This is a genomic window from Archangium lansingense (genome assembly GCF_026626635.1).
Lineage (GTDB): Bacteria > Myxococcota > Myxococcia > Myxococcales > Myxococcaceae > Archangium > Archangium lansingense.
On the sequence record NZ_JAPNKA010000001.1, the window covers coordinates 5,079,949 to 5,103,427 of the forward strand.

The 23,479-nt window shown below is 70.7% G+C and carries 6 protein-coding genes; 3 read left to right on the top strand and 3 right to left on the bottom strand.

The features are described from left to right. Positions 1 to 189: 189 nt before the first annotated feature. The 3 genes from OV287_RS20920 to OV287_RS20930 are packed head-to-tail and all read left to right on the top strand — an operon-like array spanning position 190 to position 19,721. Positions 190 to 7,899, top strand: coding sequence for a type I polyketide synthase (locus OV287_RS20920; protein ID WP_267535802.1), 7,710 nt, complete (start codon positions 190 to 192; stop codon positions 7,897 to 7,899). Then, on the top strand, positions 7,896 to 17,450 hold the full coding sequence (locus tag OV287_RS20925; RefSeq protein ID WP_267535803.1) for a type I polyketide synthase: 9,555 nt from the start codon (positions 7,896 to 7,898) through the stop codon (positions 17,448 to 17,450). Before OV287_RS20920 ends, OV287_RS20925 begins: the two co-directional genes overlap by 4 nt. A 9-nt stretch (positions 17,451 to 17,459) precedes the next feature. Further along, positions 17,460 to 19,721: a type I polyketide synthase gene (locus OV287_RS20930; RefSeq protein ID WP_267535804.1), complete on the top strand. Its 2,262-nt coding sequence runs from the start codon at positions 17,460 to 17,462 to the stop codon at positions 19,719 to 19,721. A gap of 113 nt (positions 19,722 to 19,834) precedes the next feature. On the opposite strand, the gene OV287_RS20935 is transcribed toward OV287_RS20930, so the two are convergent. The 3 genes from OV287_RS20935 to OV287_RS20945 form a co-directional block, all read right to left on the bottom strand. Then, positions 19,835 to 20,350: a response regulator gene (locus OV287_RS20935; RefSeq protein ID WP_267535805.1), complete on the bottom strand. Its 516-nt coding sequence runs from the start codon at positions 20,348 to 20,350 to the stop codon at positions 19,835 to 19,837. Between the two features lie 317 nt (positions 20,351 to 20,667). Continuing rightward, positions 20,668 to 21,183, bottom strand: a complete 516-nt coding sequence (locus tag OV287_RS20940) for a response regulator (RefSeq protein WP_267535806.1) — start codon at positions 21,181 to 21,183, stop codon at positions 20,668 to 20,670. A gap of 191 nt (positions 21,184 to 21,374) precedes the next feature. Beyond that, positions 21,375 to 23,471, bottom strand: coding sequence for an ATP-binding protein (locus OV287_RS20945; protein ID WP_267535807.1), 2,097 nt, complete (start codon positions 23,469 to 23,471; stop codon positions 21,375 to 21,377). Between the last annotated feature and the right edge of the window lie 8 nt (positions 23,472 to 23,479).

The following is a 23,479-nucleotide window of genomic DNA, read 5'->3' on the forward strand; positions in this document are numbered from 1 at the left end:
AGGACCTCGCATTTCTCTGCGAGTGACATTCAGACGCAAACAGGGGGGAGTCGCATCCGTGAGAGGAACCAACGTGCCGGGACCGCAAAAACAAGCGAAACCCGTGAGGATCGCAATTCATTGACAGTCGCGCGGTTGACAGTCGCCGACAGCGCAGTGGACCTTTGACGGACAGAGGAAGGCAACACCATGACGGAGAGCGAGAGCCAGCTGGGGCCAGGCGCCGGATCCGCCGCGAAGGCGGAGCAGGAGTCAGGGGGAGCTGAGTCGGGGGCCGCGCAGGCAGGAAGGGAGGCGGAGCCCATTGCGGTGGTAGGGCTCGCGTGCCGTTTCCCGGGCGCCCCGGATGCGGAAGCTTTCTGGCGGTTGCTGTGTGAGCGGAAGGATCTGCTGCGGGAGGTGCCCGAGGATCGCTGGGACAATGGCACCTGGTACGACGCGGATCCGCAGGTTCCGGGGAAGGCGAACACCCGTCATGGCTACTTCCTGGACGGAGTGAGCGGGTTCGATCCGCTCTTCTTCGGCATCTCTCCGCGCGAGGCCGCGGAGATGGATCCACAGCAGCGGCTGATGCTGGAGGTGTGCTGGGAGGCGCTGGAGGACGCGGGCGTGCCGGCGGTGGGCCTGAAGGGCTCGCGCACGGGCGTGTTCATGGGCGCCATCTGGCACGACTACGCGGACCGGCACCTGAGCGAGCGCGCGGCGGTGACGCTGCACAGCGCCACGGGCCAGTCGCTCAACATCGTGGCCAACCGGCTCTCGTACTTCCTGGGCCTCAAGGGGCCGAGCCTCACGGTGGACACGGCGTGCTCGTCCTCGCTGGTGGCGGTGCACCTGGCCTGCCAGAGCCTGCGCTCGGGAGAGTCGCGGCTGGCGCTGGTGGGCGGCGTCAACCTGATGTTCTCGCCCGAGGCGAACGTGCTGCTGTCCAAGTTCGGCGGGCTGGCGCCGGACGGGCGCAGCAAGGCGTTCGCCGCGGGAGCGGACGGCTTCGGGCGTGGTGAGGGCGCGGGTCTGGTGGTGCTCCAGCCGCTGTCGGCGGCGCTCGCGTCGGGCGCGCGCATCTACTGCATCATCCGCGGCAGCGCGGTGAACAACAACGGCACCGGCAACGGCCTCACCGCGCCGAGCGTGCCCGGACAGGCGGCGTTGCTGCGCGAGGCGTATGCGCGCGCCGGCGTGCCCACCAACCGCGTGCACTACGTGGAGACGCACGGCACGGGCACGGCGCTGGGAGACCCCACCGAGGCCAGCGCGCTGGGCGCCGCACTCGGCGAGGGCAGGGCCATCGACCGGCCGCTGCTCATCGGCTCGATCAAGGCGAACATCGGCCACCTGGAGGGCGCGGCGGGCATTGCCGGGCTCATCAAGGTAGCGCTCTCGCTGTCGCGCCGGCTGGTGCCGCCGCACATGCTGCACGGCGATCCGAGCCCCCGCATTCCGTTTGGCGAGCTGCGCCTGAGCCTGCCGCAGCGGGTGATGCCGTGGCCCAGCGAGGACGAGCCCGCGACGGCGGGAGTGAGTGCGTTCGGCTGGGGCGGCACCAACGCGCACGTGGTGCTGGAGGAGTCTCCGGTGGGCCGCGAGGAGCTGCTGCCTCTGGCGGCGGACAGCGCGGCGGAGCTGCTGGCGCAGGCGGCGAAGGCGGAGGACATGCTGCAGCACGAAGAGGAGCCGGTGTGCGTGCGCGACTTGAGCCGCACCTGGGCCCTGTACGCGGGGAGGGGAGGGCACCGCGCGGCCTTCACCTTCCGCACGCGTGCGGAGCTGGTCACGCTGCTGAAGTCCTTCCGGCAGGGGAGGCGCCGCACGGGCCTCCTCACGGGGGAGCCCGGTGAGCCGCCCCGCGTGGCCTTCATCTGCGCGCCCCAGGGCTCGCAGTGGCCCGCCATGGGCCGTGAGCTGCTGGCCACGGAGCCAGTGTTCCGCGCCCGGCTGGAGGCGCTGGACACCACCTTCATGCCGCTGGCTGGCTGGTCTCTGGTGGAGGCGCTGAGGGACCCGCAAGCGCGGGTGCTGTCGGACGAGGACGCCGCGGAGCCGCTGACGCTGGCGGTGCAGGTGGGGTTGGCGGCGCTGTGGCGCGCCTGGGGCGTGGAGCCCGAGGTGGTGGTCGGGCACGGCGTGGGCGAGGTGGCCGCTGCGTGTATCGCTGGAGGGCTGGAGGCCGCGGACGCGGTGTGGAAGGTGTACCGCGCGAGCCGCCTGCGACAGTGGGAGCCGCTGCGCGACGAGCTGGAGGCGGCCCAGGAGAAGCTGTGGGAGCGCACGGTGGGCATGCGCTGGGTGTCCACCGTGGTGCGCGAGGTAGGGCCGGATGGTCGCATGGGGGATGCGCGCTGCCGCACCCTGCGCCAGCCGGTGCGCTTCGCCCAGGCCGTGGAGCGGATGGTGGCCGAGGGGGTCGACTCCTTCGTGGAGCTCAGCCCGCACCCGGTGCTGTGTCGCCCGGTGGAGCAGTTGCTGCGCAAGGCCAGTCGCACGGGCGTGGTGGTGGGCTCGTTGCGGCGTGACGAGGCGCGGGCCGCCCTGCTGGAGGCGCTCGGCGCGCTGCACGTGCGGGGCGTCCAGGTGCGCTGGGAGGCCCTGCCTCCTCCGGAGACGCCGGTGGCCACGGTGCCCTCTGAGAAGCTGCCGGCCCGGGAGCCGGGACGCACGCAGCTGCTGCCCCTGTCCGCGCAGACGCCCGAGGCGCTCGTGGAGGCCGCCCGCCGGGTCATCTCCCGCCTGGAGACGCACCCGCTATCGCTGCATGACGCCTGCTACTCGGCGTCTGTCACTCGCAGCCACCTCAACCACCGCCTGGCGCTGCTGGCCCGTACCCCTGCCGAGGCTCGTGACGGCCTGACGGCCTTCCTGCGCGGCGAGGTCCGCCCGGGGCTCTCCGTCACCCGTCTCGCGGATGGCCGCCACCAGCCCGTGGTGTTCGTCTTCCCGGGCCAGGGTTCGCAGTGGCTCGGCATGGGGCGCCGGCTGATGGCCGAGGAGCCCGTGTTCCGCTCCGCGCTCGAGCAGTGTGACGCCGCGCTGCGCCGCTTCGTGGACTGGTCGCTCATGGAGCTGCTGTCCTCGGACAACGCCGGGTGGATGGAGCGCATCGATCAGGTGCAGCCCGCGCTCTTCTCCATCCAGGTGGCGCTGGCTCGGCTGTGGCGCGCCTGGGGCGTAGTGCCCGACATGGTGGTGGGCCACAGCATGGGCGAGGTGGCCGCGGCGCACGTGGCCGGGGCGTTGGATCTGGTGGACGCCGCCCGCATCATCTGCCGCCGCAGCTTGCTGCTGCGCCGGGTGAGTGGCCAGGGCGGCATGGCGATGGTGGAGCTCACGCTGGACGAGGCGCGCGTGGCCATCCGCGGCCTGGAGGACTGGCTGTCCGTGGCGGCCAGCAACAGCCCCCGCTCCACCGTACTCTCCGGCGAGCCGCATGCCCTGGCCCAGGTGCTGGAGAAGCTGGAGGCGCGCGACGTCTTCTGCCGCCGGGTGAAGGTGGACGTGGCCTCGCACAGCCCGCAGATGGAGCCGCTGCGCGAGGACTTGCTGCGCGCACTGGAGGGCCTGGCTCCCCGGCGTGGCGAGGTGTCGCTGTTCTCCACGGTGACGGGCGAGGTGACGGACGGCGCGGACCTGGAGCCGGCCTACTGGGTGCGCAACCTGCGCGAGCCCGTGCTGCTGGCCCCGGTGGTGGAGCGGCTGGCCAACGACGGACACTCGCTCTTCGTGGAGGTGAGCCCGCACCCGGTGCTGCTGCCCTCCATCGAGCAGACGCTCGCCCACCTGCGCATGGAGGGCACGGTGCTGCCGTCCCTGCGGCGCGAGCAGCCCGAGCGCGAGGTGATGCTGGAGACGCTCGGCGGCCTCTACGCGGCGGGCCGCGAGGTGGAGTGGAAGGCGCTGCACCCGGAGAGCGGCCGGCTGGTGCGGATGCCGGACTACCCCTGGCAGCGTCAGGACTGCTGGTTCCAGCCGGGCGCTTCCCCCGTGCCGAAGGTGGCTCGGGAGGAGCGCAACCAGTCGCTGCTGGGCACGGTGCGCCGCTCCTCGCTGCGTCCCGGGGCCTTCTTCTGGGACGTGGAGGTAGGCACGCAGAATCTGCCCTGGCTGGGAGACCACCGGGTGCAGGGCACCATCATCCTGCCCACCACGGCGTACCTGGACTGGGTGTCCACGGCGGTGCAGTCGGCGCTCGGCCCTGGGCCGTGGACGCTCGAGGACGTGCGCATCAACGAGGCCCTGGCGCTGCTCGGTGACGGCACGCGCCGGGCTGAGCTCTTGGTGGACGTAGGCTCCACGGGCGCCATCTCCTTCAAGGTGTCCAGCTTCATCCCCACGCCGGGCGGCAGCAGCGCGGAGATGTGGACGGTGCACGCCCAGGGGCGCGTGCGCGCGTCGGACTCCAACGGGCGCGGTGCGCTGCCTTTCGTGCTGTTGGAGGACGTCCAGCGGCAATGCCAGGAGGTCCGCCTCACCGAGGTTCACTACCTGGACATGGAGCAGCGCGGGCTCCAGTACGGGTCCACCTTCCGGGGCGTCAAGGAGGTGTGGCGCAGGGACGGCGAGGCCTTGGGCCGCATCTCCGCGCCCGAGTCGCTCGGGCCGTCCGCCGAGCTCCACCCCGCGGTGCTCGACGCGGCCCTTCAGGTGTTGCTGGAGGCGCTGCCCGCCGGGGACACCACCTTCGTCCCTGTCCGCCTGCGTCGCTTCGAGGTGCTGCGCAAGGGCACGCCCAAATGGGCCTACGCGCGCCTGCCTCCCCCCGAGTCCTGGCGCAAGGGCACGCCCCTCGAGGGTGATGTCGTCCTGCTCGATGGGCAGGGCATTCCGCTCGCGGAGGTGGAGGGCCTGGAGCTGTCCGCCCTGCCGACGCGCTACGGCCGCGCCCGCTCCGAGCAGGATCGCTCGCTCTTCGAGCTGGCCTGGCGCCGGATGGGCCTGCCCGCGGTGTTCGAGCCAGGCTCGGACAAGGCTCCCTGGCTCATCTTCCAGGATGCGACCGGCGTAGGCGCCTCGCTCGCGGACATGCTGGAGTCGTGGGGTGGCGCCTGCATCCGCGTGGAGGCGGGCTCGGGCCTGCGCAAGCTGGGGGCCCGTCACTTCGCGGTGACGCCCGGCTCGCGCGAGGATCTGCGCGCGATGCTGCAGCAGTGCCTTCCGTCCGGTGGCGCCTGCGCGGGCGTGGCCTACCTGTGGGGCCTGGACATGCCGGCTCCGGATGTGCCGGGTGAGCGCGCCATCGACGAGGCGGTGCGGGCCTGCGGCGGTGCGCTGCGCATCGTCCAGGAGGTGCTGCGGCTGGGGTGGAGAGATCCTCCGCGCCTGTGGCTGGTGACGCGAGGCGCCTACCCGGTGCTGGGCTCGCCCGCGACGGGTGCGCTCCAGGCGGCGCTCTGGGGACTCGGCCGTGCGGTGGGGCACGAGCACCCGGAGCTGCACTGCACGTGCGTGGACCTGGATCCCTCCTCGCCCCTGGTGGATGTGGAGGCGCTGGGCCGCGAGCTGGCCGCGCGGGCGGAAGATGAGCAGGTGGCCCTGCGGGCGGGGGGGCGCTTCGTGGCGCGGCTCGTCCGGCGCTCGGGTGCGAAGGAGCTGATGATGGAGCCGCTGCTGCCCGCGGCGGGTCGGCCCTTCCAGGTGGAGACGCCTCCGGCGGGTTCCTTCGGCGGCGTGTCGGTGCGCATGGCCGAGCGGCGCAAGCCTGGCAAGGGTGAGGTGGAGATCGCCGTCGAGGCCTCGGCCCTCAACTTCATCGACGTGATGAAGACCATGGGCCTCTACGTCATCAAGGGCAAGGGCGGCGCTCCCGGGGTGCCGCTGGAGGGCCTGCCGCTGGGGCTCGACTGCGCCGGCCGCGTGGTGTCGGTAGGCGAGGGAGTGACGGACCTGAAGGTCGGGGACGAGGTGGTGGCGTTCACGCCTTCGGCGATGGCCTCGCACGTCGTCACGGATGCGCGCTTCGCCGTGCGCCGCCCCCAGGGAATGAGCGCGGCGGAGGCCAGCTCCATCCCGAGCGTCTTCATGACGGCCTGGTACGCGCTGCACCACCTGGCCCGGCTGCAGAAGGGCGAGCGCGTCCTCATCCACTCGGCCGCGGGTGGACTGGGGCTCGCGGCGGTGCAGATCGCCCAGGCCCTGGGGGTGGAGGTGTTCGCCACCGCGGGCACGCCGGAGAAGCGCGATCTGCTGCGCTCGCTGGGCATCCAGCACGTGATGGACTCGCGCACGCTGGCCTTCGCCGACGAGGTGATGCGCCTAACGAACGGCGAGGGTGTGGACGCGGTGCTCAACTCCCTCTCAGGCGATGCCATCACCCGGAGCATGGAGGTGCTGGCGCCGGATGGCCGCTTCCTGGAGGTGGGCAACCGCGACATCCACGCCGGACGCGCGTTGGACCTGTCGCAGTTCAGCCGCCGCCTCATCTACGCGGCCATCGATCTGGTGGGACTGCGGGAGCAGCGTCCGGCGCTGTGCTCGCGGCTGCTGCACGAGGTGGTGGAGCAGATGGCCTCGGGCACGCTGCGGCCCGTGCGCCACCGTGCGTTCCCCGTGTCGCAGGCCTCCGAGGCCTTCCGAGAGATGGCGCAGGGCCAGCACGTGGGCAAGCTGGTGGTCACCATGGAGGATCCGGCGCTGCGCGTTGTTCCGCCGCGGCCGGGCTTCCGGGTGCGCGAGGACGCGACGTACCTCATCACCGGTGGCCTCGGTGGCCTTGGCCTGGAGGCGGCCCACTGGCTGGTGGGGCATGGCGCGCGTCACCTGCTGCTCCTGGGTCGTGGCACTCCCTCCGATGCCGTCCAGAAGGAGATTGCGTCGCTGCGGGCCGAGGGGGCACACGTGGAGGTGGCCCGGGTGGACGTGGCGGATGCCCGGCGCCTGTCCGAGGCCGTGGCGCTTGCGCGGGCGAACATGCCCCAGCTCCGGGGCGTGCTGCACTGCGCGGGCGTGCTCGATGACGGCACCCTGGAGCAGCAGGAGCCGGCGCGCTTCCGCACGGTGATGGCACCGAAGATCCAGGGCGCCTGGAACCTGCACATGCTCACCCTGGACGAGCCGCTGGACTTCTTCGTCCTCTACTCGTCCATGTCCGGGCTGTTGGGGCTGCCGGGCCAGGGCAACTACGCGGCGGCGAACGCGGCCATGGATGCGCTGGCACACCACAGGCGTCAGCAGGGCCTGGCGGCGCTGAGCGTGAACTGGGGTCCCTTCTCCGAGGTGGGCCTGGCCGCTGCGCACTCCAACCGTGGCGAGCGCTTGGCGGGCCAGGGCATGGCGAGCTTCACTCCACGCCAGGGTGCGCAGTTGCTCGAGCGCCTGCTGGCGGAGGGCGCGGTGCACGTGGGCGCGGTGGCGCTCGATGTGCGTCAGTGGCTGGAGTTCTTCCCGAGCGCGGCGTCGCTGCGCGTCTGGGAAGAGCTGGCCGCGGAGAACCATGGTGAGGGCCGCGGACGGTCCGGCTTCCTGGTGGATCTGCGGCGGGCCGCCTCGCACGAGCGGACGGGCGTGCTGGAGAACTACCTGCGTGACCGGCTCGCCCAGGTGCTGCGCATCGATCCCTCGCGCGTGGGGCGGCACGAGCCGTTCCGCGGCCTGGGGCTCGACTCGCTGATGAGCCTGGAGCTGCGCAACCGCATCGAGGCCGCGCTGGACCTGAAGCTGTCGGTGACGCTGCTGTGGGCGCACTCCACCCTGGCGGCACTGGCGGTGTACCTGCTGGAGCAGCTCGGACTCACGCCGCCCAAGCAGAACGACGCACCGCCTCCCTCGGCCCCGGTGGAGCAGGTGCTCATGATGAACCGGCCCTCCGCACCCGCGGAGCCCGAGGCCCACCAGCTCGCCGAGCTGTCGGAAGGCAAGCTGCTCGAGATGGTGGACGACGTGCTGGCGGGCTGGGAGGACGCGAAGTGACCGACGATGTGAAGGACGAGCTCAAGCAGCGCCTGACGCGCGCGGTGATGGCGATGCAGAAGATGCAGGCCCGCATCGACGCGCTCGAGCGGGCCCGCACCGAGCCCATCGCCATCATCGGGATGGGGTGCCGCTTCCCGGGTGGTGCGGACACGCCGGAGGCCTACTGGGAGCTGCTGGCGGCCGGGCGAGATGCCGTCCGCCGCGAGCCCGCTTCACGTCGTGTCGGAGGAGACTCGGGAGCGCCGCGCTGGGCCGGCTACCTCGAGGACGTGAGCGGCTTCGACGCGGACTTCTTCGGCATCTCTCCGCGCGAGGCCTCCAGCATGGATCCCCGCCAGCGCCTGCTGCTGGAGGTGGCCTGGGAGGCGCTGGAGCACGCGGGGCAGGATTCGGAGCGGCTGGTGGAGACGTCCACGGGCGTCTTCGTGGGGCTCACCGGTGACGACTACTACCGGCTGCTGCCCTCCGAGCCGGAGCGCATTGACGCCTACTACGGCACCGGCAACGGCCACTGTTTCCCGCCCGGGCGCGTCTCGTACACGCTCGGGTTGCAGGGGCCGAGCCTCGCGGTGGACACGGCGTGCTCGTCCTCGCTGGTGGCGATCCACCTGGCTTGCCAGAGCCTACGCAGCGGCGAGTGCTCCGTGGCGCTCGCGGGCGGCGTGAACCTCGTGTTGGATCCGTCCGTCACGGAGACGCTCCTGCGTATGCAGGCGCTCTCTCCGAATGGTCGGTGTAGTGCCTTCGACGCTCGCGCCAACGGCTTCGTGCGCGGCGAGGGCTGCGGCCTCGTCGTGCTCAAGCGGCTGTCGGACGCGCAGGCCCAGGGCGACACCATTCTCGCGATCATCCGCGGCTCGGCCGTCAACCAGGATGGGCGCTCACAGGGACTCACCGCGCCGAACATGCTCGCGCAGCAGGCCCTGCTGCGGCAGGCGCTGGCGAGCGCGAAGGTGGAGCCCTCGGCCCTCGGGTATATCGAAGCGCACGGCACTGGCACGCCGCTCGGAGACCCGATCGAGATCGAGGCGCTCGTCGACGTGCTGGGCAGGCCGAGGCCGGACGGCTCGCGATGCGCGCTCGGTTCTGTGAAGACGAACATGGGCCACCTGGAGGCTGCGGCGGGCATCGCCGGCCTCATGAAGACGGTGCTGGCGCTCCAGCACGAAGCCATTCCCAAGCACCTGAACTTCAGCCGGCTCAACCCGCGCATCCGGCTGGAAGGAACTCCCTTCTTCGTCCCCACCGAGCTTCAGCCGTGGAAGCGCGCGGCGGTGCCCCGGCTGGCCGGCGTGAGTGCGTTCGGCATGAGCGGGACGAACGCGCACATCATCCTGGAGGAGGCGCCGCTTCCGGCTGCCCCTGCGCGGACGCCCGTTCCTCGTCCCACGCACCTGCTGACGCTCTCGGCCCGTGGTGAGGAGGCGCTGGTGGCTCATGCCCGCCGCCAGGCCGAGCACCTCGCCGCCCACCCGGAGCTGGATGCGGCGGACGTGTGCTTCACCCTCAACACCACTCGCACGCGCATGCCTCACCGGCTGTCTGTGGTGGGAGGCTCGACGCAGGCGCTGGTCACGAGCCTGTCGGCATTCGCCTCGGGCACGAAGCCGGAGCAGGTGGCCCAGGGCAACGCGGGACACAGCCCGCCCAAGGTGGCCTTCCTCTTCACCGGCCAGGGAGCGCAGTTCGCCGGCATGGGCCGGAGGCTCTACGACACCTCCGACGTCTTCCGCGATGCGCTGGACCGCTGCGCCGCGCGGCTGAAGCCGAGGATGGATCTGCTGTCGGTGCTCTACCCGAAGGACGGAGCCTCGTCGCCCATTGACCAGACGGCCTACAGCCAGCCGGCGATGTTCGCCCTGCAGTACGCGCTCGCGGAGCAGTGGCGCTCGTGGGGCGTGGTGCCGGATGCGGTGATGGGGCACAGCGTGGGCGAGTTCGCCGCCGCGTGCGTGGCTGGCATCCTCACGATGGAGGATGCGCTGGAGCTCATCGCCGAGCGCGGCAGGCTCATGCAGGCGCTGCCCCCGGGCGGCGTCATGTCCATGGTGTTCGCCACGGAGGCTCAGGTGGCGCCGATGCTCGCGCCGTACCAGGACCGCGTGTCCATTGCCGCGTACAACGGACCGGGTCAGCTCTCCCTGTCCGGTGCGGCCGAGGCGATGGAGCGCATCACCTCGGAGCTGGAGGCCCAGGGCATCGCGACGCGCAAGCTCAACGTCTCGCATGCCTTCCACTCGCCGCTGGTGGAGCCGATGCTCGAGGCGCTGGAGACAATGGCGGCACGGATGGCGCGAGCGCCCGGGAAGCTGCTGCTCGTCTCCAACGTGACCGGCCGGCCGGTGGGTCCCAACGAGCTGGGTGCTCAGGGCTACTGGCGCCGCCACGCGCGCGAGGCCGTGCGCTTCCAGGAGGGCATGGAGTCCCTGCGCGGGCTGGGCATCGACACCTATGTGGAGGTGGGCCCGCACACCACGCTGCTGGGGCTCGGCAAGGCGTGCCTGGGCGATGGGCCCGAGTGGCTCCCCTCGCTGCGCAAGGGCAAGGACGACGCGGAGCAACTGCTGGGCGTTCTAGGCCGCCTGTTCGTCAGAGGCTTCGCGCTGGACTGGTGCAAGGTGGACCCCGAGCCCTCGCGCCGCAATCTGGTGTTGCCGCGCTACGCCTGGCAGCGCCAGCGGTACTGGGCCATTCCGGAGGTGTCTTCCGCTGGGAAGTCCGCTCAGCCCGAGCCGGGCCAGGACTCCGACACGGACGCCTCGAGGCAGGCGAAGGGCGAGCTGTACGGGCTGGAGTGGCAGTCCGCGGCGCGCTCGGCATCGGCCTCCACACCTGCGAGCGGTACCTGGCTGCTGCTGTGCGATCGCGGCGGGGTGGGCGAGCAGCTCGCCACGCACCTGGAGGCCCAGGGCGGCGCCTGCGTGAAGGTGAACGCGAGTGATGCCACGGCCCTGGAGCGGGTGTGGCGCGAGCGCTTCTCCTCGGGCACTCCCTGCGCGGGCGTGGTGTACCTGGGCGGCCTGGATGTGACGAGCGTGGAAGGCCCTGGCCTCCGCGAGGCCTGCCTCGGCGTGGCTTCTCTGCTGCGCGTGCTGGAGGGAGTGCCGGAGTCGCAGGGTGGACGGCTGTGGCTGGTGACCCGGGGCGCCCAGGCCGCGGGCTCGGGTGGGGCGAAGCTGGAGCCCGCTCAGGCACCGCTGTGGGGACTCGGGCGGAGCGTGGCGCAGGAGAGCCCGGGCCGCTGGGGTGGGTTGATTGACCTGGGCCCCGAGGACGGCGCGCGGCAGCTCTGGGAGGAGCTGAGTGCGGCGGATGGCGAGGACCAGGTGGCGCTGCGGGGCGGCCAGCGGTACGTGGCGCGTCTGGTGGAGCGCGAGGCCCCGGAGTCGCGACCCGTGCCGGTCCACGCGGAGGCCTCGTACCTCATCGCGGGAGGTCAGGGAGCGCTTGGTTTTGAGCTGGCGCGTTGGTTGGTGCGCCGGGGTGCCCGGCATCTCGTGCTCACCTCGCGTCGGGCCTTCCCCGAGCGCTCGCAGTGGGAGTCGCTCCTGGCCCAGGGGGGTGAGCAGGCCGAGCGGATCTCCGAGGTGCGTGAGCTGGAGGCCTCGGGCGCCAAGGTGCTGCTGGCTCAGGCGGACGTGGCCCGTCGTGACGACATGGCGGCCCTGCTGGAGCGGATGCGCGCCTCGATGCCCCCGCTGCGGGGCGTTGTCCACGCGGCAGTCGTGTCCTCGACCGTGAAGGTGCGGGACATGGACGCGGAGGCGCTCGACCGCGTGCTGGCGCCGAAGGTGGATGGTGCCTGGAACCTCCACACGTTGACGCGCGACGAGCCGCTGGACTTCTTCGTCCTCTACTCGTCCATCGCGGCGGTGTGGGGCTCGGCGGGAATGGGGCACTACTCCGCGGCCAACACCTTCCTGGATGTGCTCGCGGCGCACCGGCAGGCGCAGGGGCTGGTGGCATCGAGCATCAACTGGGGCCTCTGGAGCGGCCGGGGCGTGGCTACCGCCGAGCAGGGACACTGGCTGGAGAACCTGGGCGTGGAGCCGCTCGAACGAGAGGCCGCGCTGGGCTGGATGGAGCGGCTCGTAGGTGCTCGCGTCCCGCAGGCCATGGTGGCCAGCGTCCGCTGGGAGCGCTTCCTTCCCATCTTCGAGGCGCGTGGCCCTCGGCCCCTGCTGGAGCGGCTCCGCACCGGGGTTTCTGCCCAGCCCCGGGAGATTCCGGCGGCGAAGTCTTCCGCTCCGGCTCCCTGGCGCGAGGCCCCCACGGCCACGGCGCGGCGCGAGGCCCTGGGCAAGCTGGTGCGGGAGTCCGTGTCGCGCATCCTCGGTCTGCAACCTGGCCAGTCCCTGGATGCCGAGCGCGGCTTCAACGAGATGGGGTTGGACTCCATCATGGCGGTGGAGCTGAAGGACCGGCTGCAGACGTCACTGGGCCTCCCGCTGCCGGCGACCCTGGCCTTCAACTTCCCGAGCGTGCAGGCGCTCACGGAGCATCTCTCCTCGCAGCTCGAGTCGGAGGCACCACGCACCACCGCCGAGCCCGAGGCTCCCGCACCGGCCGCCTCGGACGAGCCCATCGCCATCGTCGGCATGGCGTGCCGGTTGCCCGGAGGCGCGGACACGCCGGAGGCTTTCTGGCGGCTCCTGCGCGAGGGCTCGGACGCCATCTCGGAGATTCCGGCGGACCGCTGGGACGTGGACGCCTGGTACGACGCGGACCCGGAAGCGCCGGGGAAGATGTACGTGCGCGCCGGAGGCTTCCTGCGAGAGGTGGACCGGTTCGAGCCGCAGTTCTTCGGCATCTCTCCGCGCGAGGCGGAGAGCATGGACCCTCAGCAGCGGCTGGTGCTGGAGGTGGCCTGGGAGGCGCTGGAGCGGGCCGGCCAGGACGCGCGCGCGCTGCGCAACACGCGCACAGGCGTCTTCGTGGGCATCACCACGGCGGACTACTCGCGCGTCATCCTCCAGGGGCCACCGGAGGACGTGGACGCGTGGTACGCCTCGGGCACCTCGCTGAACGTGGTGGCGGGACGCCTCTCGTACACGCTCGGCTTGCAGGGCCCGAGCATGGCGGTGGACACGGCGTGCTCGTCCTCGCTGACGGCGCTGCACCTGGCCTGCCAGAGCCTGCGCTCCGGTGAGTCCTCCATGGCCCTGGCGGCGGGAGTGAACCTCATCCTCTCGCCCGAGCCGATGATGGCGGTGTGCAAGGCGCGGATGCTCGCGGCGGACGGACGGTGCAAGACGTTCGACGCCTCGGCGAATGGCTTCGCTCGGGCCGAGGGCGCTGGCGTGCTGGTGCTCAAGCGCCTGTCGGAGGCTCGGGCCAAGGGGGACAACATCCTCGCGGTCATCCGTGGCTCGGCGGTGAACCAGGACGGCGCGAGCAGCGGCCTCACGGTGCCGAACGGACTGGCGCAGCAGGCGGTCATCCGTCAGGCGCTCGGGAGCGCGGGAGTGCAGCCCACCGAGGTGAGCTACCTGGAGGCGCACGGCACGGGGACGTCGCTGGGAGACCCCATCGAGGCGGAGGCGATGTGGTCGGTGCTGAAGGAGGGGCGCCAGGGCGGCGAGTCGCTGTGGATGGGCTCGGTGAAGACGAACCTGGGCCACCTGGAGTCCGCGGCGGGCGTGGCGGGCATCATGAAGGTGGTGCTGGCGATGCAGCACCGGCAGCTCCCGGCACACCTGCACCTGAAGAAGCCCAATCCGCACATCGACTGGAAGGCGATGGGCGTGAAGGTGCCGGTGGAGCTGACGGCGTGGGAGCCGACGCAGGGCCGGCGCATCGCGGGAGTGAGCTCCTTCGGTTTCAGCGGGACGAACGCCCACGTGGTGCTGGAGGAGGCGCCGCCGCTTCCCGTGCGGACGCGGGAGGTAGAGAGACCGGAGCACGTACTGGTGCTATCGGCGCGGAGCGCGGAGGCCCTGCGCGCGCAGGCGGGCCGTTATGCCCAGGCGCTGGCGGAGAGTGGCACGGAGCTGGGAGACGTGTGCTTCACGGCGGCGGCGGGCCGCGCGCACTTCGAGCACCGGCTGGCAATGGTGGGAGGCAGCGCCCAGAAGCTGCGCGAGCTGTTGTCCGCGGTGGAGGCGGGTCGCGAGGTGGAAGGCGTGGTGTCCGGGCGGGTGGTGGGTCCGTCGCCGAAGGTGGTCTTCGTCTTCAGCGGTGAGGCCGAGCGGTACCCGACCCTGGGCCGGGAGCTGTACGAGACGCAGCCCATCTTCCGCGAGGCCCTGGAGCAGTGCGCGGCGGCCCTGAAGGGCGTGTTGGAGAAGCCGCTGGTGCAGGTGCTGTACGGCTCGGAGTCCGTGCTGCTGAAGGAGGGGACGTACCTCCGGGCGGCGGTGTTCGCGCTGGAGTGGTCGCTCGCGCGCATGTGGAGGGCCTGGGGCGTGGTGCCTCAGGGCGTCGTGGGGCTGGGCCTGGGCGAGTACGTGGCCGCGGTGGAGTCCGGTCAACTCATCCTGGAGGAGGGGTTGCGGCTGGTGGTGGGCAAGGTGCCGCTGGCGCTCCCGAAGTCGGCCGAGGATGCCGACGCCATCCTCCTGAACCTGGGCGAAGCGGAGTGGCCGCGGCTGTTGAAGACGCTGGGGTGGCTGTACGTGAAGGGCGTGGAGGTGGATTGGGCCTCCTTCGATGCTCCCTACGCGCGGCGCCGGGTGTCGCTGCCCACCTATCCCTTCCAGCGCCAGCGCTACTGGTGGAAGGGCGCGGCGCCTCGGACGGCCCTCGCACCCCGGCGCGAGACGGAGAGCATTCCGCACTTCGGCCACCGGCTGCGCTCTCCGGCGCTCGATGCGCTCGTGTACGAGACGAGCTACGGCCCCTCGCGTCCGGCGCATCTCAATGACCACCGCCTCAACGGGACGCTCGTGGCGGCGGGATCCTCGCACGTGTCGCTGGTGCTGTCGGTCATCGAGGACATCTACGGCTCGCCCGCGTGCACCCTGGAGGACCTGGCCTTCCCCCAGGCCTTGGTGCTCGCGGAGGATGAGGAGCGCACGCTGCAGGTCATCCTCTCGCCCCAGCAGCAGGGCCATGCATTCGAGGTGAAGTCGCTGGGCGACGCTGGCGGCGCGGAGACCTGGGTGCTGCACGCCAGCGGTGGTGTGCGCCTGGGCCAGGCGGAGCAGCCGAAGCCGTGGGCCTCGCGTGAGGAGTTGCTGGCCCGCTGCCAGGAGCGCATCTCGGGAGAAGACCTCTACCGAGGCATGAGCGAGAAGGGCTACACGCTGGGCTCGGGTTACCAGTGGATCCGCTCGGTCGCTCGGGCGGGTGATGAGATCCTCGGAGAGATGCGGCTGCCTCCGCTGCCGGACAGGCTGGAGGACTACCCGCTCTACCCGGGCTTCGTGGACTCGTGCTTCCAGGCCCTCACGAGCTGGACGCTGGAGCTCCAGGCGCGGCATCCCGACGCGATGCTCATCCCCTTCAGCGTCTCGCGCTTCACCGTGTACCGCAGGCCGCGGGGGACGGTGTGGTGCCATGCCCGAATCGAGCGAGGCGGGCAGATTGAGGCGGGGGAGCCCATCGGGGGTGACCTGCGCATCATCGACGAGCAGGGACTGGTGGCGGAGGTCATCGGCTTCCGGGCTCGGATGGCGAACCGCGAGGCCGTACGTCTCAGCACGCATGCGCGGCGGGAGGAGGCTCGCTACGAGGTCTCCTGGAAGCCCGGGCCCGAGCTCCGGCCCGCTCCGGCCCTCCCGGCGGACAAGCGGCCCTGGGTGCTGCTGATGGATGCCCAGGGCGTGGGCGAGCGGCTCGGACGTATGTTGGAGGAGCACGGTGCACCCGTGCTGCGCGTGCGTCCGGAGGGCTTCGCGCGTGTGTCCATCGAGACGCTCCTGCCAGCGAGTTGCGCGGGCGTGGTGTACCTGTGGGGACTGGACCAGCGGGCCCCGGACGACGCCTCCGCGGAGTCGGTGCAGCGGGCCGCGTTGGAGGCGAGCGGTGGAGCCTTGCACCTCCTGAAGGGGCTGGCGGGCCGCGACGAGGCACCCCCCGTGTGGCTCGTCACCCGGGGCGCTCAGGCCGTGAAGGACACGCGCCCGGGCCTCGCGCTCGCGCAGGCGCCGCTGTGGGGACTCGGCCGGGTGGTGGACCTGGAGCACCCGGAGCTGCGCTGCACCCGTGTGGACCTGGACCCTGAGGATCTCGAGGGCAGCCTCCGGCTCCTGTACGCCGAGCTGGGAATCGGCAGCGGTGCTTCCGAGCGGGAGATCGCCTTCCGCGAAGGCGTGCGTCTGTACCCGGTGCTGCGCAAGGACACGGGCTCGCGGAGCGGCTCCATCGCGCTCCGGGCGGATGCCACCTACCTCCTCACGGGAGGACTCGGCGGGCTGGGCCTGGAGGTGGCGCGGTGGATGGTGGAGCAGGGCGCGCGTCACCTGGTGCTGGTGGGGCGCCGTGCGCCTTCGGCCTCGGCTTCCGAGGTGGTGCGTGCACTCGAACAGGCGGGAGCCCATGTCACCGTTGCCTCCGTGGATGTGTCCAGCGAGGAGGAGGTGGCGCGGCTGCTTCAGCGCATCGACGCAGGCTCGCCGCCCCTGCGCGGCATCATCCACTCGGCGGGTGTGCTCGATGACGGGGCGCTCCTGCAGCAGGACCTCGAGCGCTTCGAGCGCGTGATGACGCCGAAGGTGGCGGGAGCGTGGAATCTGCACCGCCTCTCCGAGGGCCGGCCGCTGGACTTCTTCGTCCTCTTCTCCTCGGCCTCCGCGATGCTCGGCTCGCCGGGCCAGGCCAACTACGCCGCGGCGAATACCTTCCTGGACGCGCTTGCCCACGAGCGGCGTGCTCGCGGGTTGGTGGCGCAGTCGCTCGACTGGGGCCCGTGGGCGGAGACGGGCATGGTGGGCGCACCGGATGGGAGCCTGGCGCGTGCGCTCGAACGCCGGGGCATCCGGCCCCTCGCGACGCGGCAGGCTCTCGCTCTGTTCGGCGAGGCGCTCTCGAGCGGCCGTCCCCAGGTGGCCCTCATGTCCGTCCAGTGGCCGGTGTACCTGGAGGCGCTCGGGGCCAAGGGTCGCTCGTCCTTCTACGAGTCCCTGGCACCGTCCCGCTCCGCCGGGCCGAATGCGGCCGGGGCGTCCTCTCAGCCGCGCCACACGCTCGTGGAGCGGCTCAAGACGGCTCTGCCCCACGAGCGCCCGCAGGTGCTGGCGAGCAGCCTCCAGGAGTCGGTCGCGAGCATCCTGCGGCTGGACCCGTCGCAGCTCGATTGGCGCCAAGGCTTCGCCGAGCTCGGCATGGACTCGCTGATGGCCATCGAGCTGCGCAACGTGCTGCAGAAGGGGCTTGGCGTGTCCGTTCCCGCGACGGTGGCGCTGGATCACCCCACCATCGACTTCCTCGTACGGCACCTGCTGGACGAGGTGCTGAAGCTCGACACCCAGGAGACACGGGGGAATGCGCCGGAGCCAAAGCCTGCTCCCGAGCGCCAGCCCGAGGGTGGACTCGAGCAGTCGCTCGACGCGCTGTCTGATGCTGAGCTGGCGCGGCTGGTGGCCGAGGATCTCGCCAAGGATTCGTGAGGGCCGGACATGTCCGAGGAGATCAACTATCGCCAGCTGCTGCAGCAGCAACTGGTGAAGATTCGCAAGCTGGAGGCGCGGCTGGAGCAGGCCGAGGCTTCGCGCCGTGAGCCGATCGCCATCGTCGGGATGGCCTGCCGGCTGCCGGGAGGCGTGGAGGGCCCGGAGGACTTCTGGGAGCTGATGGTGAAGGGCGTGGACGCCACCAGCGACCTTCCGCCGGATCGCTGGGACGCCGAGGCCCTGTATGACCCCGACCCGCAGGCGAAGGGGAAGATCCGCACCCGTCGCGGTGGCTTCCTGAAGGAAGTGGACCGGTTCGACGCGGGGTTCTTCGGCATCTCTCAGCGAGAAGCGGAGAGCATGGATCCGCAGCAGCGGCTGGTGCTGGAGGTGGCCTGGGAGGCGTTGGAGCGGGCCGGGCACGCGGTGGATCGCACCCGGAGGGATCGGGTGGGGGTGTTCGTGGGGGTGATGAACAACGACTACGGGCAGCTCGCGCTGAACGAGGGCGGGCTGGCGGCGATCGATCCCTACTTCATCGGCGCGCGAGCCAACTGCGCCATCCCCGGGAGGCTGTCGTATCTGTTCGGCTTCCAGGGTCCGAGCCTGGTGGTGGACACGGCGTGTGCATCGTCGCTGGTGGGGGTGCACCTGGCCTGCCAGAGCCTGAGGAACGGCGAGTGCACGATGGCGCTGGCGGCGGGGGTGAACCTCATCCTCTCGCCGGAGGCGAGTGTCTATCTCTCGTGCAGCGGGGCGCTGGCGCCGGACGGAAGGTGCAAGACCTTCGATGCCTCCGCGGATGGCTACAGTCGCGCCGAGGCCTGTGGCGTGTTGGTGCTCGAGCGGCTGTCGGATGCACGGGCGCGGGGAGCCAATATCCTCGCGGTCATCCGGGGCTCGGCGGTGGGGCATGACGGTCCGAGCAGCTCGTTCACGGTGCCGAATGGCGTGGCGCAACAGGCGGTCATCCGTCAGGCGCTGCAGGGCGCGGGGGTACAGCCCGCCGAGGTGAGCTACCTGGAAGCGCACGGCACGGGGACGGCGATGGGGGACCCCATCGAGGCAGAGGCGATGTGGTCGGTGCTGAAGGAGGGGCGCCAGGGTGGCGAGTCGCTGTGGATGGGCTCGGTGAAGACGAACATCGGCTATCCGGAGGCGGCCTCGGGGGTGGTGGGGATGATGAAGGTGGTGCTGGCGATGCAGGCCAGGCAGTTGCCGGCGCACCTGCACCTGAAGAATCCCAACCCGCACATCGACTGGAAGTCGATGGGTGTGAAGGTGCCGGTGGAGCTGACGGCGTGGGATCCGACGCAGGGCCGGCGTATCGCGGGGGTGACCTCGTACGGACGGACCGGGACCCTGGCGCACGTGGTGTTGGAGGAAGCGCCCGCGAGGCCGGAGGTGAAGCGAGAGGTGGAGAGGCCGGAGCACGTGCTGGTGTTGTCGGCGCGGAGCGAGGAGGCGCTGCGTGCGCAGGCGGGCCGTTACGCCCGTCTCCTGGCGGACGGCCGCGCGGAGCTGGGCGACGTGTGCTTCACGGCAGCGGCAGGGCGCGCACACTTCGAGCATCGCCTTGCGGTGGTGGGCGGCAAGGCCTCGCAGGTGCGCGAGCGACTCCTGGCGGCGGAGGCGGGGCGTGAACTGGAGGGCCTGGTGACGGGCCGCCCGGTTACAGCCGCACCGAGGGTAGCGTTTGTCTTCGGTGGAGAAGGGGCCTGGCCCGCGGGCATGGGCCGGGGGTTGTACGAGACGCAGCCCGCCTTCCGCGAGGCGCTGGAGCAGTGCGCGTCGGCCCTGAAGGGCGTGCTGGAGAAGCCGCTGGTGGAGGTGTTGTACGGTGCTGGAGCCGCGCTGCTGAAGGAGGAGACGTATGGCAGGGCGGTGGTGTTCGCGCTGGAGTGGGCGCTCTCGCGGATGTGGCGGGCCTGGGGCGTGGTGCCTCGTGTGTCCGTGGGACAGGGCGTAGGTGAGTACGTGGCGGCGGTGGACTCGGGAGTGCTCGGCCTGGAGGAGGGGTTGCGGCTGGCGGTGGGCAAGGTGCCGCTGGGGCGCAGGGAACTGGGCACGGCCGAGGGCGCCGAGAGCCTTCACCTGAGCCCCGTCGAAGCGGAGTGGCCGCGGTCGCTGAAGGCGCTGGGGACGCTGTACGTGAAGGGGGTGGGGGTGGACTGGGCCGCCTTCGATGCACCCTACAAGCGGAGCCGGGCCGACCTGCCGACCTATCCCTTCCAGCGTCAGCGCTACTGGCTCACGCCGGTACGCTAGGGTTCCGCATGCTCCCTCTCCCTTTGGGAGAGGGCGGGGGGTGAGGGTTTTCAGGAAGCGAGGGGAAGACCCTCACCCTAGCCCTCTCCCAGATGGCGACCTGTCGAGCGGACTCAGGCTGGAGCGGGAGGAGTGTCCTGTGGCCCGGTGAGGGAGAGCGCGAGCTGGCGCACCTCTTGGCCATTGAAGGGCTTCCTCAGCTCCTTCAGCAGCTGGAGATCGCTGAACTCCTGGAGCAGCTCCTCCCAGGAATAGTCGGAGTAGGCCGAGCAGAGCACCACGCGCAGCGCGGGCGCCACCACGCGCATGCGCCGGAGCGTCTCGGCGCCGTTCCACCCGGGAGGCATCCGGTAGTCCAGGAACACCAACGCGTAGGGACGGCCAGACGTCAGGGCCTCGCGCACCTTGGTGACACCTTCCTGTCCCTGGAATGCGGAGTCCACCTCGAACTCCGGATCGGGGGCGGCTGGGGCACGGGGGGGCGTTGGGCCGAAGAGGGCCTCCTCCAGCAGATCGAGATCATCCCGCGCGCGGCGCTGCTCGGGGTTGAGGATCCGGCGGAAGTCCGTGTGGATGGCCTCGGAATCATCGATGACGAGGACCCGCTTCTTGCTTGCGCATTGGCTCATGCAGTCTCCTGGGCCGTAGACCGGTGCAGGTCGCCGAACAGCGTTGTCCGCACGATGACCGCGATGCCCACGCCCCTGGGGAGGAGCGTGGACCGGGTCAGGGATGAGCGGGGCTGGGAGGAAGGCGGCATGGCGACCTACCGACCCGGAGCGGAGGGCCATGGGCATGCCGGTGAGTCGCCGGCATGTCTGAAGCACACTCCATCACTGGGTCGGCTGTGACGAATCTGACACCAGAACCGTCACAGGAATTCCTCGTGCCCCGGATGACCAGCGGCTCGCCAGGATGACTCCTGGGCGCTGGGTGAGAACCCTGCTCACCCAGCGGCGGAAGAGTTATTGCTCGGCGTGGTGAGGGTGAGCGCGAGCTGGCGCACTTCCTGGCCGTTGAAGGGCTTCCTCAGCTCGCGGAGCGTCTGGTGCTCGCCGAACTCCTGGAGCAGCTCCGCCCACGAGTAGTCGGAGTAGGCCGAGCAGAGCACCACGCGCAGCGCGGGAGCGACCTCCCGCAGCCGCCTGAGCGTCTCGGCGCCATTCCAGCCAGGAGGCATCCGGTAGTCGAGGAACACCAAGGAGTAGGGGCGGCCAGCCGCCAGGGCCTCGGTCACCTTGGCGAGGCCTTCCTGTCCCTGGAAGGCGGAGTCCACTTCGAACTCTGGCTCGGCCGCGGCCGTGGCACGGGAGGGCGTCGGGCCGAAGAGGGCCTCCTCCAGCAGGTCGAGATCGTCTCGACCGCGGCGCTGCTCGGGGTTGAGGATCCGGCGGAAGTCCGTGTGGATGGCCTCGGAATCATCGATGACGAGGATCCGCCTCTTGTCCGTGGGATTGCTCATGCAGTCTCCTGGGCCGGTGACTCGTTCGAGGGGGCTTCGTGTGGGCCCGACGCGAGGGCACTACACTCAAGGGAGGGCTACCGGAAGTCGCTAGAGTGTCCTGTTTCCGACATGTAGCGACACTGTAAAGTTTTTCTCACATTCTTGCACTACAAACCTCGAACTGTCTCTCGCGCCGTTTCTCGCACCGTCTATGAGGGCGCCGGGAGGAAGGGCAGCTCCAGCGTGAAGGTGGCCCCGTGGCCTGGCCCCTCGCTGTGGACGGTGAGTGCACCCCCCATCTCCTGGGCCGCCAGGGCGCTGGAGTGCAGGCCGAAGCCATGGCCCTCCTGCCTCGTGGTGAAGCCGTACTGGAAGATGCGGGTGAGCATCTCCGGCGCAATGCCCATGCCGTTGTCATGTACCTGGATGCGCACCTGCTCGTTGGCGGTGCGCTCCAGCTTCACGGTGAGCAGCCGCTCGGCGGGAGGCACTCCATCCATGGCGTACTTGGCGTTGCTGACCAGGTTGACCAGGATCATCAGCGTCTTGTGCTTGTCGGTGAGCAGGGGAGGCAGGTCGGCCAGGTGGCGCACCACCTTCACCTGGTGGCGGGTGAGCCCGGCGGAGTTGATGCGCAGTGCGTCCTCCACCAGCCCTGCCAGGTGCACGGACTCCTGCAGCCGAGGCGTGCGCGCGTAGTTCTGCTGCACCTTGACGATGTCTCCCACGTGCTCGGTGTAGCGGCCCACGTCGTCGAGCAGGGAGATGATCTCCAGGCGCTCGTCGAGCAGGTTCTGGCCCAGCTTGCCGAGGAAGGGCAGGACGTTCTTGCCGCGCTCGTCCTGGGAGAGGAAGGTGCCGATGCTGTCCTGGTTCTCTTGGAGCAGGCTGGCCACGCGGTCCACTTGTTCCAGGCGCATGCCCGTCATGCGCTCCTTGGCCAGTTGGGCAGAGGTGTAGACGCTGTTGAGCACGTTGCCCACGTTGTGCAGCACGTTGGTGGCGATCTCCGCCATGCCCGCGCGCCGGGCCGACTGTACGAACTGGACGTGGACCTCCTTCAGCTCGCGGGTGCGTTCCTCGACACGCTGCTCCAGGCCCTCGTTGGCCTCGCGCAGGGCCTGCTCGCGGTGCTGAACCTTGTCCGCCATGAGCTGGAAGGAGCAAGCGAGCTGACCCAGCTCGTCGTTGCGTGAGGTGTCCAGCTCCACGTGGAAGTCACCGGAGGCAATCCGGTCGGTGGCCTGGGTGAAGGCCCCTAGCGGACGGGTGATCTGATGCTTGAGCACCCAGGCCATGATGACCAGCTCGAGCACGAGCGACACGAGGCCGAGCAGCAGCACGTAGCGGGCGGCCTGGAGGGCGGGTTTCGCCACGATGGTTTCGGGGAGCACGGTGACGAAGTTCCAGCCGGGCCCCTGTATCCGTCCTACGGCGAGGTACTCGCTGTGCTCCGGCAGCTCGAGGACGGCCTGCTCAGGCGGACGGGCTTGCACCCGCTCGACGATGCGACGCAGGTGGTCCGCTTCTATTTCCGGATGGGCGATGACTTTGCCGTCGTCGCGGAAGATGACGTTGGTCGTGCCGGGCAGGTGGTCGTTGGCGGTGCGCTCCGTCAGCTCCTCCATGAGCACGTCCTGGCTGATCGCCGCGACATGCCGGCCGTCGAGGTCCAGGGGAGTGGTGGCCGAGGTCATCGATCTGCCACTGACCTCATCCGTGTAGACCTCGGACCAGAGCGTCCGCCGCTCTGGGTTGTTCGCGGGCAGGCTGGTGGCGAAGAACTCCTGGTCGGTGACCATGAAGCCGGGCTCGGCGTCGAGGATCCACGTGGGGCGCTCGGGCCAGTAGAGGATGATCGGCCCCTCGGGCAGCGTGACAAAGGCGTCCGTGAAGCGGACGTGGAAGGCGGGCCCGTACGAGGAGAGCACGTCGTAGGAGGCCAGCAACCGGCGGCGCATGCCCTCGTCGAGGGTGACGCCCCGAGGGACGAAGACGCCCGGCATCTTCGTGCCGTCAAAGCCCTCGCGGCGGCTGCGAACCGTGCCGTCGGGCAGCCGCACGAACAGACTGTCGAAGCGCGCGCCCACGTCCTCCGGGCCCAGGGTCCGGATGCGCTCCTCCAGGGCCTTCTCGAGGACGGCGAGGTTGTCCTCGGCCAGCAGGAAGATGGCCTGCTCCCGCTGGATGCGCTCCGAGACGTGCTGCTCCAGTTGCGCGAGCGCCTCGATGCGCAGCGTGCGGAGCATATGGAGGTAGCTGACGAAGGTTGTTAAGGCGATGACGACCGCGATGCGCACGCCCATCTTGATGA

Bases quoted from the DNA above. Each gene is read 5' to 3' on its own strand.
- OV287_RS20920 (WP_267535802.1), top strand. From the start codon at position 190: ATGACGGAGAGCGAGAGCCAGCTGGGGCCAGGCGCCGGATCCGCCGCG.
- OV287_RS20930 (WP_267535804.1), top strand. From the start codon at position 17,460: ATGTCCGAGGAGATCAACTATCGCCAGCTGCTGCAGCAGCAACTGGTG.
- OV287_RS20935 (WP_267535805.1), bottom strand. From the start codon at position 20,350: ATGAGCCAATGCGCAAGCAAGAAGCGGGTCCTCGTCATCGATGATTCC.
- OV287_RS20940 (WP_267535806.1), bottom strand. From the start codon at position 21,183: ATGAGCAATCCCACGGACAAGAGGCGGATCCTCGTCATCGATGATTCC.
- OV287_RS20945 (WP_267535807.1), bottom strand. From the start codon at position 23,471: ATGGGCGTGCGCATCGCGGTCGTCATCGCCTTAACAACCTTCGTCAGC.